General features: G+C 64.3%; 11 protein-coding genes. 9 read left to right on the forward strand and 2 right to left on the reverse strand.

Going from position 1 to position 11,832, the window contains the following annotated elements; all coding sequences use genetic code 11:
- Positions 1–52 precede the first annotated feature (52 nt).
- The 5 genes from ACX3P0_RS10970 to ACX3P0_RS10990 all read left to right on the forward strand — a co-directional run bounded on the left by ACX3P0_RS10970 (position 53) and on the right by ACX3P0_RS10990 (position 6,337).
- The gene (locus ACX3P0_RS10970; protein ID WP_459088413.1) at positions 53–1,045 is read left to right on the forward strand and encodes an adenosine kinase; all 993 of its coding nucleotides are present in this window, start codon (positions 53–55) and stop codon (positions 1,043–1,045) included.
- Positions 1,046–1,436: 391 nt separating this feature from the next.
- Positions 1,437–2,783 carry a substrate-binding protein gene (locus tag ACX3P0_RS10975; protein WP_459079104.1) on the forward strand — a complete coding sequence of 449 codons (1,347 nt, stop codon included), beginning with the start codon at positions 1,437–1,439 and terminating at the stop codon, positions 2,781–2,783.
- 107 nt (positions 2,784–2,890) lie between these two features.
- Positions 2,891–3,766 (forward strand): branched-chain amino acid ABC transporter permease, encoded by an 876-nt coding sequence (locus ACX3P0_RS10980; protein ID WP_459079105.1) that lies wholly within the window; start codon positions 2,891–2,893, stop codon positions 3,764–3,766.
- A gap of 13 nt (positions 3,767–3,779) precedes the next feature.
- Positions 3,780–5,642 carry a branched-chain amino acid ABC transporter ATP-binding protein/permease gene (locus ACX3P0_RS10985; RefSeq protein WP_459088415.1) on the forward strand — a complete coding sequence of 621 codons (1,863 nt, stop codon included), beginning with the start codon at positions 3,780–3,782 and terminating at the stop codon, positions 5,640–5,642.
- Positions 5,639–6,337 (forward strand): ABC transporter ATP-binding protein, encoded by a 699-nt coding sequence (locus ACX3P0_RS10990; protein WP_459088417.1) that lies wholly within the window; start codon positions 5,639–5,641, stop codon positions 6,335–6,337. The genes ACX3P0_RS10985 and ACX3P0_RS10990 overlap by 4 nt, the downstream gene beginning before the upstream one ends.
- A 155-nt stretch (positions 6,338–6,492) precedes the next feature.
- Here ACX3P0_RS10990 and ACX3P0_RS10995 read toward each other — a convergent pair whose 3' ends face one another.
- Positions 6,493–6,849 (reverse strand): Hpt domain-containing protein, encoded by a 357-nt coding sequence (locus ACX3P0_RS10995; RefSeq protein ID WP_459088421.1) that lies wholly within the window; start codon positions 6,847–6,849, stop codon positions 6,493–6,495.
- On the reverse strand, positions 6,849–7,610 hold the full coding sequence (locus tag ACX3P0_RS11000) for a response regulator transcription factor (protein WP_459088423.1): 762 nt from the start codon (positions 7,608–7,610) through the stop codon (positions 6,849–6,851). Before ACX3P0_RS11000 ends, ACX3P0_RS10995 begins: the two co-directional genes overlap by 1 nt.
- Positions 7,611–7,712: 102 nt before the next feature.
- Between ACX3P0_RS11000 and ACX3P0_RS11005 the strand changes: the two genes are divergently transcribed.
- From ACX3P0_RS11005 to ACX3P0_RS11020, 4 genes are all read left to right on the forward strand, one after another.
- Positions 7,713–8,120 (forward strand): response regulator, encoded by a 408-nt coding sequence (locus tag ACX3P0_RS11005; protein ID WP_459079110.1) that lies wholly within the window; start codon positions 7,713–7,715, stop codon positions 8,118–8,120.
- An 11-nt stretch (positions 8,121–8,131) separates the two neighbouring features.
- The gene (locus tag ACX3P0_RS11010) at positions 8,132–8,362 is read left to right on the forward strand and encodes a hypothetical protein (RefSeq protein ID WP_459079111.1); all 231 of its coding nucleotides are present in this window, start codon (positions 8,132–8,134) and stop codon (positions 8,360–8,362) included.
- Positions 8,359–11,103, forward strand: a complete 2,745-nt coding sequence (locus ACX3P0_RS11015; RefSeq protein ID WP_459088425.1) for a sodium:solute symporter family transporter — start codon at positions 8,359–8,361, stop codon at positions 11,101–11,103. The genes ACX3P0_RS11010 and ACX3P0_RS11015 overlap by 4 nt, the downstream gene beginning before the upstream one ends.
- Positions 11,104–11,205: 102 nt before the next feature.
- The gene (locus ACX3P0_RS11020; protein WP_459088741.1) at positions 11,206–11,751 is read left to right on the forward strand and encodes a DNA-3-methyladenine glycosylase; all 546 of its coding nucleotides are present in this window, start codon (positions 11,206–11,208) and stop codon (positions 11,749–11,751) included.
- The last annotated feature ends 81 nt before the right edge of the window (positions 11,752–11,832 follow it).

The following is an 11,832-nucleotide window of genomic DNA, read 5'->3' on the forward strand; positions in this document are numbered from 1 at the left end:
CCCCTCGCATGGCAAGCCGCCTGCGGATTTCAGGGTTTTGGCGGAGACATGAATGCCCGACTATGACGTGCTTTGCATCGGCAATGCCATCGTGGACATCATCGCACAGTGCGACGACGCCTTCCTCGAAACCAACGGCATCGTCAAGGGCGCGATGAACCTGATCGATGCGCGCCGCGCCGAACTTCTCTACAGCCGCATGGGGCCGGCGATCGAGGCGTCGGGCGGAAGCGCGGGCAACACCGCCGCCGGCATCGCCTCCTTCGGCGGCCGCGCAGCCTATTTCGGCAAGGTCGCCAGGGATCACCTGGGCGGTATCTTCACCCACGACATCCGCGCCCATGGCGTTGCCTTCGACACGAAGCCGCTCGAAAACGACCCGCCCACCGCGCGCTCGATGATCTTCGTGACGCCGGATGGCGAGCGTTCGATGAACACCTATCTCGGCGCCTGCGTCGAGCTTGGCCCCAACGACGTCGAGGGCGACAAGGCGAGCAACGCCAAGGTCACCTATTTCGAGGGCTATCTGTGGGACCCGCCGCTGGCCAAGGAGGCGATCCGCCAGACGGCCAAACTCGCACATGCCTCGAGCCGCGAAGTGGCGATGACGCTGTCGGACTCGTTTTGCGTCGACCGCTACCGCGACGAGTTCCTGGACCTCATGCGCTCGGGCACCGTCGACATCGTCTTCGCTAACAGCAATGAGATAAAATCGCTCTACCAGACGGAGTCCTTCGACGCCGCCGTGGCGCTGATCAGAAAAGACTGCAAGCTCGCCGCCGTCACCCGCTCCGAGCACGGCTCGGTCATCGTGCGCGGCAACGAGACGGTAATGGTCGAGGCGGCCCGCATCGGCGAACTGGTCGACACCACCGGGGCCGGCGATCTCTACGCCGCCGGCTTCCTGCACGGCTACACCCAAGGCCGCGACCTGAAGGCCTGCGGCGATCTCGGCTCGCTGGCCGCCGGCCTGGTGATCCAGCAGATCGGCCCGCGCCCGCGCCAGAACCTTCGCGACGAAGCCCGCAAAGCGGGGCTGGTTTAGGAAAGCGGCCCGGTTTCCGCCCGGAATTGCCAAAACCCCGGATTTCTAAAAACCAAAGAGTTGGAGCGCCGCCCCGGCTTCATCGCGTTTTCGCCTGCCTGTCCCTCCTTGAAGCACATCGGTTGATCCGAAAACCGGTTTCGGCTTTTCGGGTCGATGCCGCTGGCGTGAATTCGCATCAAGTCAGGTTCAGGTCAGGTTGAATTCAGGAAGCGATCAGCTTTGTGCCGTTTACTCCGTCATCTGGACCGGGTGGGAGGAGCTGATCCGGATGGTTTGACTGTAGGTGGTGCGCTGTGCGTGCCGGCCTGCGGTCATCAGGATATTCCTCCCCGCGAAGGAACTGGCGCCTGCACGACGTGCAGGGCGAAAATTCTAGGGAGGAAACCAAATGTCTGATAATATTAAACGCCCCGCTGTCTGGACACGCCGCCAGACGCTGCTGACCGGCATGGGTCTTGCCGGCGGTGCCATGCTGCCCATGGGCTTGACGCGCGCCGCTTTCGGCCAGGACAAGCCCGCCATCGGGACCTGGCCTGCCGGCTCGGAAGGGGATTCGGTTTTCGTCGGCGCTTCCGTGCCGCGCACCGGCACCTATGCCGTGCAGGGTGAAGACGAACTCAAGGGCTACCAGCTCGCCGTCGAGCACATGAATTCCGGCCACGAGCTGATGAAGGCGATCTCGCCCAAGACCACCAAGGGCGTGCTCGGCAAGGAAGTGAAACTCGGCGTCGCCGATTCTGGCGCGAAGCCCAACGAGGCCGTGCAGGCGCAGCAGCGTTTCATCAGTGAGAACAAGGCGGTGATGATCACTGGCGGCACGTCGAGCGCCGTCGCGGTCGCGCTGAACAAGCTGGCGCAGCGCGAAAAGGTTCTTTTCGTGTGCGGCATCTCCGGTTCGAACGACACCACCGGCAAGGACTGCGTGCGCTACGGCTTCCGCCAGAACTTCTTTGGCCAGACGGCCGCCGCCGCGATCGCGCCGGTTATCACCAAGGAGTTCGGCAAGGACCTCAAGGTCGCCTACATGACGCCGGACTATACCTATGGCCATACCGTCACCAAATCGATGCAGGACATGACGGCGGAAGCCGGCTGGACGACCGTTACCAACCAGGTGTCGCCGCTCGGCGCGCCGGACTTCTCGTCCTATCTGCTCAACATCGTCAACTCCGGCGCCGACGTCCTCGTCAACGTCAATTGGGGTCACGACGCGGTGCTGTCGATCCAGCAGGCCAAGCAGTTCGGCGTGCTCGACAAGATGAAGCTCGTCGTGCCTTACCAGATACCGTTCCTGGCGCGCGAAACCGGTGGTCTCATGCAGGGCGTCTATGCGGCCACCGAATACTGGTGGACGATGGAGAACGAGTATCCGCTCGCCAAGATGTTCAACGACACGTTCGAGGCGAAGTACGGCTACAAGCCGGAATGGGGCGCTGAAAACGCCTATATCAGCTTCGCCCACTGGGCGCGGATGGTAGAGGAAGCCGGCAGCTTCTATCCGCCGGACGTCATCAAGTCGTACGAAAAGGGCGAGACCATCCCCTCGCTTACCGGCGACGTGCACTATCGTCCCGAAGACCATCAGTGCGTCCGCTCCGTCACCATCGTGAAGGGCAAGATGGAAGCCGACATGAAGAACAAGGAAGACTATTACGACATCATCGAAACGGTGCCCGGTGAAGGGATCATGCAGGCGACCGACGCCTTCGGCTGCAAGCTCGGCGACTACACCTGACACGACGGGTTCGACGTGGCGCGGACGGCACAAGCCGCCCGCGCCACACACCCGCCGCATCGATATGGCGGCGGGTTTCTCAGAGGAAGGGGATGCGGTAATCCGCCATGGTCAATTGGGCTAATTTTGTCTCGCAACTGTTCAACGGGCTGGCGCTCGGCGCGCTTCTGGCGCTGATCTCGTCGGGCCTGACGATCATTTACGGCACGCTGGGCGTGCTCAACCTGGCGCATGGCGCCATGTTCATGCTCGGCGGCTATGCCGGCTATGTCGCTTTCACCTATACCGATTCCTTTGTCGTCGCGGTGATTGCCGGATCGCTGTTCGTGATGATCGTCGGCATCCTGATGGAACGCATCGTCATCCGTCATTTCTACGACCGCCCGCACGAGGACCAGCTTCTGGTCACGTTCGGCATCGGCATTGTTTTTGTTGAGCTCGTGCGCTTGTTCTTTTCGAGCGACTCCAAGCTGGTGCCGCCGCCGCCGGCGCTGCAGGGCATCACCCCGCTTGGCTTCATGTTCTATCCGACCTATCGGCTGGCGGTTGTCGGCATCGTCGCAGTGGCGCTGCTCGCGCTGTTCTTCGTGCTGTATCGCAGCCGCCTCGGCATGATCGTGCGCGCCGGCATCGAGGATTCGGTGATGGTTTCCTCGCTCGGCATCAACGTCCATCGCGTGTTCATGATCGTGTTCGGCATCGGCGCCATGGCGGCGGGGTTTGCCGGCATCGTCAATGCACCGATCGTCTCGCTGACGCCGGGCATCGGCGACGATATATTGGTCGAAACTTTCGTGGTGGTGGTGATCGGCGGTGTCGGGTCGTTCCCCGGTGCCGTGCTGGGCGGGTTGATCGCCGGCGAAATCATCAGCATCACCTCCATGTTCAACCCGGGTTACGCCTATGTCATGCTGTTCGCGGTGATGACGCTGGTGCTTGTGCTGCGCCCTCACGGGTTGCTTGGCGCCCAAGGCAGAGAGTGAGCGCGGTAGCCCAATGTTGAAAGCACGTCCCTATCTTATCGAGGCGCTCACCGCGATCGGCCTGATCGCCGCGCCGTTCATCCTGCCTTATCTCGGCTTTGCGCCGAATACGGTCAACCGCATCGTCGTATGGGGTCTGTTCGGCATCGGCTTCGACATATTGTTCGGCTTCACCGGCCTGTTGTCGTTCGGCCAGTCGGCCTTCTACGGCACCGGCGGTTTCTTTGCCGCCTATCTCCTGACCCGCGCCGGCTTCCCCTATGTGATACCGGCGCTGGTCCTCGGCATGATCGTGGCGGCGGCGGTAGGCTACCTCGTCGGCCTGATTGCGCTCAGGCGCACCGGCATCTATTTCGCCATGATCACCGTGGCGATCGCGGAGGTGTTCTACTTCGTTGAGTTCAATCCGCTGGCCCATTGGACCGGCGGCGAAAACGGCCTGCCCGGCGTGCCGACGCCAAGCCTCTATCTCGGCTTCACGACGCTGCATTTCACCACCGGCTGGTCGCTCTACCAGTTCCTGGCGGTGTGCTACTTCATCGGCATCGTTCTGGCCTTGCGCATCGTGCGTTCGCCGGTCGGCGCCATCTTCCGCGCCATCCGCGAAAACCCGCTGCGCGCCACCGCCATCGGCCACAACATCCACAGCTACAAGCTGACGGCTTTCGTCATCGCCGCCGCCTATGCCGGTTTCGCCGGCGGCTGCCTTGGCGTGATGCAGGCGTTCATGCCGCCGGACGCCTTCATGTTCGAAACGTCGGGCCAGCTCATCATGCAGTCCGCCATCGGTGGCATCGGCACGCTGTTCGGTCCGCTTCTCGGCGCCGCCGTCTGGCTGTTCCTGCAGGACTTCTTGCAGTCTGCCCTTGGCCTCGGCGCTGCGTGGAAGCTCGTGCTCGGCCTCGTCTTCGTGCTTCTGGTGTGCTTCCTGCGCCGTGGGCTGATCGGCGGTATCGCCGACCTCTACGCCTATGCTACCGGCCAGCGGACGAAAGCGGAGCCGCAGGCGGAAATGCCTGAACTGGTCGCCGGCCCGGCGGCGGAAGCGAAGGCGGCGCGCGTACCGGCAACCGCGGCGGCACCGACCCGTCATCGTGCCGGCGCGGTTTCCTCGGGGCCGATCCTGCAGGCAACCGGCCTGACCCGGCGCTTCGGCGGCCTCGTCGCCAACAACAATATCGACTTCACCGTCGATCACGGTGCGCTGCAAGGCATCATCGGCCCCAACGGCGCCGGCAAGTCGACCTTCTTCAAGATGCTGACCTGCGAGCTTGCGCCTTCTTCCGGCAAGATCGTCTTCGAGGGCCGCGACATTACCGGCATGTCGGTCACAGACGTGTGCCAGCTCGGCCTGACCAAGAGCTATCAGGTCAACCAGTTGTTCAACCGGCTGACGGTGCGCGAAAACGTCACCGTTGCGGCGCTGGCCGAATTGCGCGGCCCCTTCAAGCTCGATCTGTTCCGCAACATGAACAACATGCCGGAGCTTGACGAGCAGGTCGAACACACGCTGGAACTGATCAACCTGACCGGCCGCGTCGATACGCCGGTGTCGGACCTGGCCTATGGCGAAAAGCGTCGGCTGGAAATCGGCCTGGCGCTGGCGTCCTCGCCGAGCCTGCTTTTGCTGGACGAGCCGCTTGCCGGCATGAGCCCGCGCGAGCGCGTCGAGACGGTGGCGCTGTTGAAGGCGATCAGCGCGGGACGTACCATGGTCGTCATCGACCATGACATGGATTCGCTGTTCGAACTGGTCGACAAGGTCACCGTGCTTCAGGAAGGCGAGGTGCTGGTGGAAGGCACGCCGGACGAAATCAAGAGCAATGAAAAGGTGCAGGAAGCCTATCTCGGCGGCATGCGCGGGGTGTTCGAATGAGTCTTCTAGAGGTCGCAGGGCTCAACAGCTATTACGGCGACAGCCATATCCTGTTCGACGTGTCGATGCATGTCGAGCGCAATGAGGTGGTGGCGCTGCTGGGGCGCAACGGCGCCGGCAAAAGCACCACGCTGAAAAGCCTGATGGGCGTGCTGACGCCGAAATCCGGCTCGGTGAAATTCGACGGCGCGGAGATTGCCGGCAAGAAAAGCCATGTCATCGCGCTGGCGGGCATGCAGCTTGTGCATGAGGACCGCCGCATCTTCGGCAGCCTCAATGTCGAGGACAACCTGACGCTGGCCGGGTTGACCGCCAAGACCAGATGGCCGCTGGAGCGCATCTACGAAATGCTCCCGCGCCTCAAGGAGCGCCGCACCAGCCGCGGCACCGACCTTTCCGGCGGCGAGCAGCAGATGCTGGCCATCGCCCGCGCCTTGATCCGCGACCCGAAGGTAATTCTCCTCGACGAGCCGTTCGAAGGGCTGGCGCCGATCATCGTTCGCGACCTTCTGGCCGTTTGCAAGAAGCTGGCGGAGGAGGGGCAGACGATCGTCATCGTCGAGCAGAACATCGCGGCAGCACTCTCCATCGCCAACCGCGCCTACATCCTCAACAACGGCCACATCGTCTTCGACGGCACCCCGCAGGACCTCAAAGCGACGCCGGCCATCCTCAGCCGCTATCTCGGCGTGTGAGCGCCCCGGCTCCGCCCGGTCGCAGCCACCGCTTCGGCAACCGAACCGCGAGCGCCTAAAGCATGTCTCCCGAAAGTGGGAACCGGTTTCGGGGCAAAGACATGCGAGAAAACAACGATCTAAAGCACAGCGAATCTGAAAGATCGCGACGCGCTTTAGGGATTGGCCAAACCCGCGTCCAGTTCGCGCAGGAGCGATCCGATTGCGCGGGCGATGGCGGCGCGCCGGTGCGCCGGCTTCCTGCCGGGTGGCGGGTCGACGATCGTGTCTTCTAGCGCGAGCGCCGCACCGCCGATCGCGCCAAAACCGAAGGTGCCCGCCGCGCCGCCGAGCCGGTGGGCAAGCGTGGCGATCTGCTTCAGCCGCGTTTCTAGCGCTTCAGCCTCCAGATCCCACAGGTCGCGCGCATGGTTGAAAAGCGTCGCCCGGTCGCCTTCCAGCCGGGCGGGGAAGGTTCCGTCCGGGTCCAGCGCCGCGAGGTCGATGCGCGCGGCATCCGCCGGGTGCGCCATCAGGCCGTGTCCGGCTTCGTTTCCACCAGCCGGTAGCCGATCCCCCGGCGCGTCTCGATGGTCGCTTCAGCACCTGCCGCGCGAAGCGCCTGCCGCAGCTTGTAGACCTGCGCCTCGATCGTGTTGGTCGAAACCTCGTCGTTGAAGCCGTACAGCGTTTCCTCGATCATCCGCTTCGGGGTGACATGGTTCTTGCGGCGCACCAGAAGCTCCAGCAACTGGAATTGCTTGAGCGCCAGCGGCAGGCTGTCGCCGTCGATGACGGCTTCCAGCGAATCGCGGTCCACGACGATATTGGCGACCGACAAATGGTTTCCCTTCATCCGCGAGGGGCGGCGCAAAAGGGCCGTGACCCTGGCCCGCAACTCCGGCACGGCGAAGGGTTTGACCAGATAGTCGTCGGCGCCGCGCGACAGGCCGCTGACCCGGTCCTCGACGCGGTTGCGGGCGGTCAGCACCAGGATCGGCGTCTCGATCAGGCGGCTGCGCAGATCGCGCACCAGTTCCAGCCCGTCGCGGTCCGGCAGGCCCAGGTCCACGATCATCAGCGCATAGGCGGTGTTGCGGGCGGCAAGCAGCGCGTCGCCCGCAAGTTCCACCACATCGACCGTAAAGCCGAGCGCGACCAATTCGCGCCGCACAAGGCCGGTCAGGTCGCGATCGTCGTCGACAACGAGTATCCGCGCCTGCGACAGGCCGGACAGATCATTGTTCTCGTCAGGCGTCGCGCCGTTGGTCAGCTTGCCGGCCCCATTCATCATGTCGCTGCGCCCCGGATGCAGTGGTCGACATTTGTGCTAGTCTTGCCGGCCAAACACAAGAGGGCTACTAACTTTGCAGTCTATTCGGGAGGACAGCAACGCATGTCGGCCTCGGTCCTGATCGCCGACGACGACCCCAACATCCTGCTTGCCTTGAGTTATCTCATGCGGCGGGAAGGCCATGACGTACGCACGGCAACCGATGGCCAGGAGACGCTGGACGCCATCGCGCTGGCGGTCCCCGATCTCTTGTTGCTCGACCTGATGATGCCCAAGGCCAATGGCTACGATGTCTGCCGCACGCTGCGGGCAAGCCGCGCCTATGACGGCGTGCGCATCATCATGCTGACGGCCAAGGGGCGCGAAGCCGACCAGATCGCCGGTCTGGCGCTGGGGGCGGACGCCTATATCAGCAAGCCTTTCGCGATCGGCGACGTGGTTGCCTGCGTGGCGGACGTGCTTTGCGCCAGTCCGCGGCGGGTAGCCGCCGCCACTCCTTCCGAAGCATAGGGCGCGCGAAAATGCTTCGCCGGACAGCAAAGCGCGACCGGCTGGTCGGCCTGTTCATCGTCGCCTTCGTGCTGTTCAACCCGCCCATCCTCAATCTGGTCGGCGGAACGCTGTTCGGCTGGCCTGCGCTCTATCTCTATCTCTTCGGCGTCTGGGCCGCGCTGATCGCGTTGACCGCCCTGGTCGTCGAGCGCGGCGGCGGATCGCCGCCGGGACGCGACAGGGACGGCGGCCGGCCATGAGCCAGCAATTCATCATCGCGGCCGCCGTCGTCTATCTGATGCTGCTGTTCGCGGTCGCCTATCTGGTCGAGCACAGCACCGGCCGCGTGTCGCGGCTGACCGGTTCCAGCCTCGTCTACACGCTTTCGCTGGCGGTCTATTGCAGCTCCTGGACCTTCAACGGCGGCGTCGGCCGCGCCTCGCAGTCGGGCCTCGACTTCCTGCCGATCTATCTCGGGCCGACGCTGGCCTTCCTGCTAGGCCCGGTGCTGATCCGGAAGATCCTGCGGGTCAGCCAGGCCAACCGCATCACCTCGATCGCCGATCTCATCGGCGCGCGCTTCAACAGCGGTGGGCTGGCGGCCCTTGTCACCATCATCGCCGTGATCGGGCTGGTGCCCTATATCGCGCTGCAGCTCAAATCCATATCGAGCGGCTTTGCGGCACTCAGCCAGAGCGGCGAGGCGGCGCACCCGATGATGCAGCCGCTTTTGGCCGACGGCGCACTGTGGGCGGCCATCGTGCTGACTGTCTTCGCCATGCTGTTCGGCAGCCGCAGCATCCATCCGGGCGAACACCATCCCGGCATGATGGTCGCCATCGCGCTCGAATCCATCCTGAAGTTCGTCTGCCTGACCGCCATCGGCCTGTTCGTCGGCTATGGCCTGTTCAACGGTTTCGGCGATCTCTTTGATCAGGCGCTGGCGCGGCCGGAGATCAGCGCCATCTTCGAATACACGCCCGACCGCTATGGCTACAACTGGATCGCCATGACGCTGCTGGCGATGCTGGCGGTGTTCTGCCTGCCGCGCCAGTTTCAGGTGATGGTGGTCGAGAATGTGGATGAGCGCCACCTCAACCGCGCACTCTGGCTATTCCCGCTCTATCTGCTGGCCATCAACCTGTTCGTGCTGCCCATCGCCATTGCCGGGCGCATGCTTTTGCCCATCGATACCGATCCGGACAATCTGGTGCTGGCGCTGCCGCTGGCGACGGGCCAGCCTTTCCTGGCGCTGATTGCGTTTCTCGGCGGGCTTTCAGCCTCGGCCAGCATGGTGGTGGTTGAAACCACGGCGCTCAGCCTGATGGTGTGCAACGACGTGGTGATGCCGGCGCTGCTGCGCGTCAAGGCGCTCGGCCTGGCGCAGAAAGCCGATCTGACGCGCCTGCTGTTATGGGTGCGCCGCATCGTCATGATCGCGGTGATGGCGCTCGGCTATTTCTACATGCGCCACGACAGCGCCCAGTTCGCGCTGGTTTCCATCGGCCTGATGTCGTTCGTGGCGGTGGCGCAGTTCGCGCCCGCCATCGTCGGCGGCCTGTTCTGGCGAGGGGCCAGCAAGGCCGGCGCGTTCGCCGGCATTTCGGCCGGTGTGCTGGTCTGGTTCTATACGCTGCTGTTGCCGTCCTTTGCCCGCTCCGGCGCGCTCGAAATCAATTTCATCGCCGACGGTCCGTTCGGCGCGGTGTTGCTGAAGCCCTATGCGTTGTTCGGCCTCGCCGGGCTGGATCCCGTCACGCACAGCGCGTTCTGGTCGCTGCTGGCCAATATCGGCGCCTTCCTAGTCGTTTCCGTGATGGGCCGCCAGAGCCCGATGGAGCAGGCGCGCGCCGCCCTGTTCGTGGATACGGAGCATGTCGAAGGGGTGGCGCAAATCTGGCGGCGCACGGCGCGCGTTCCCGACCTGATGTCGCTGGTATCGCGCTTCCTCGGCCGCGAGAAGGCGGCGGCGGCCTTTGCCAGCTGGGCGCATGCGCGTGGCCTCGATCCGGCCACCGCCGTGCTGGCCGACGCCGAAACCGTGCTGTTTTACGAAAGACTGCTGGCCGGCGTCATCGGCGCGGCTTCGGCGCGCGTCCTGGTCAGCGCCATCGTCGAGGAAGAGCAACTCGGCGTCGACGAGATGATGCGCATCCTGGACGAGACGTCGCGCATCATCGAGGCCAACAGGCAGTTGGAGGACAAGTCCCGCGCGCTGGAGGCAGCCACCGACGAACTGACGGAGGCCAATGCCCAGCTTCAGGTTCTGGATCGGCTGAAGGACGATTTCGTCGCCACCGTGAACCATGAACTGCGCACGCCGCTCGCCTCGATCCGCGCCTTTTCCGAAATCTTGCGCGACCATCCCGGCCTGCCGGACGAGGAGCGGAACGAATTCCTGCGCATCGTCGTCACCGAATCCGAGCGCCTGTCCCGGCTCATCAACCAGTTGCTCGACCTGTCCAAGATCGAAGCGACGGGGGCCATTCCAGCGCAAAGAACGGTCGTCGACCTAGCCGGCGTCATCCGCGAATCGACGGCCGCCATGTATCAGGTATTCGCGACGAGCAATGTCGAACTGGCGCTGCGCATCGAGGCCGATCCGGCGCTGGTTATGGGTGACCGCGACCGGCTCGTTCAGGTGGTCATCAACCTGCTCGGCAATGCGGCGAAGTTTTCGCCGGCCGACGGCGGGCTGGCGACGCTGCGGCTTCACCGCGCCGGCCGGGAATTCGAAATCTCGGTCAGCGACAACGGCCCCGGCATCCGCGCCGCCGATCGCGAGATCGTTTTCGAACGCTTCCGCCAGCTCGGCGACACGATGAGCGAAAAGCCGCATGGCGCCGGCCTCGGGCTGGCCATCTCGCAACGCATCATTACCCAGCATGGCGGGCGCATCTGGGTCGAGGACGCCAAGGGCGGCGGTGCTGCCTTCCGCGTGCGGCTGCCGGCGGCGCCGGCAGCCGCCACAGCCGAGGAAAAGCTGGAAAGCGCCTCCTGAACCTGGCAGCCGCTTCGGCGCAAATGCGCCAGCCGGCTTGCAGGACAGGGCCGCATGAACGAGAACCGTCGCGTTTCCGTTTCAGAGATCGAAGGGCAAGCGATGGCGTTGACGGCATTCTTCTCCAGACCGGCGCTGGCCGTTGCAAAGGAACTGATCGGCGCGATGCTGCTCATCGACGGCGTCGGCGGCGCTATCGTCGAAACGGAGGCCTATGAGCCCGACGATCCGGCCTCGCATGCCTTTCGCGGGCCGACGAAGCGAAACCGGGCGATGTTCGGGCCGCCGGCTCACGCCTATGTCTACCGCTCTTACGGCATCCATTGGTGCCTGAACTTCGTCTGCCTGCCCGGCCATGCCGTTCTCATTCGCGCGGTTGAGCCGACCGCCGACCTCGACGCCATGGCCTCGCGCCGCAACACCGATAGGCCGCGCCTGTTATGCTCAGGGCCGGGGCGGTTGTGCCAGGCGCTCGATGTCGACGCCTCGATGGACGGGCTTCCGTTGGACCAGCCGCCCTTCATGCTGAAACTAGCGACGGAGCCGGCAAGCGTCGCTGTCGGCCCGCGCATCGGCATCACCCGCGCCGCTGAAATGCCATGGCGCTTCGGGCTGGCCGGCTCGCCCTTCGTCAGCCGGCGGTTTTGAGCAGCCATGCTTGCAGCCCGGTTGTGCATCGCCCGTCGCCCCTGATATGCGCAAGCGTATGATTTTAAGCGCTGCTCAACC

The sequence above is a fragment of the Mesorhizobium sp. A556 genome, assembly GCF_054489545.1.

Bases quoted from the DNA above. Each gene is read 5' to 3' on its own strand.
- ACX3P0_RS10970 (WP_459088413.1), top strand. From the start codon at position 53: ATGCCCGACTATGACGTGCTTTGCATCGGCAATGCCATCGTGGACATC.
- ACX3P0_RS10975 (WP_459079104.1), top strand. From the start codon at position 1,437: ATGTCTGATAATATTAAACGCCCCGCTGTCTGGACACGCCGCCAGACG.
- ACX3P0_RS10980 (WP_459079105.1), top strand. From the start codon at position 2,891: ATGGTCAATTGGGCTAATTTTGTCTCGCAACTGTTCAACGGGCTGGCG.
- ACX3P0_RS10985 (WP_459088415.1), top strand. From the start codon at position 3,780: ATGTTGAAAGCACGTCCCTATCTTATCGAGGCGCTCACCGCGATCGGC.
- ACX3P0_RS10990 (WP_459088417.1), top strand. From the start codon at position 5,639: ATGAGTCTTCTAGAGGTCGCAGGGCTCAACAGCTATTACGGCGACAGC.
- ACX3P0_RS10995 (WP_459088421.1), bottom strand. From the start codon at position 6,849: ATGGCGCACCCGGCGGATGCCGCGCGCATCGACCTCGCGGCGCTGGAC.
- ACX3P0_RS11000 (WP_459088423.1), bottom strand. From the start codon at position 7,610: ATGATGAATGGGGCCGGCAAGCTGACCAACGGCGCGACGCCTGACGAG.
- ACX3P0_RS11005 (WP_459079110.1), top strand. From the start codon at position 7,713: ATGTCGGCCTCGGTCCTGATCGCCGACGACGACCCCAACATCCTGCTT.
- ACX3P0_RS11010 (WP_459079111.1), top strand. From the start codon at position 8,132: ATGCTTCGCCGGACAGCAAAGCGCGACCGGCTGGTCGGCCTGTTCATC.
- ACX3P0_RS11015 (WP_459088425.1), top strand. From the start codon at position 8,359: ATGAGCCAGCAATTCATCATCGCGGCCGCCGTCGTCTATCTGATGCTG.
- ACX3P0_RS11020 (WP_459088741.1), top strand. From the start codon at position 11,206: ATGGCGTTGACGGCATTCTTCTCCAGACCGGCGCTGGCCGTTGCAAAG.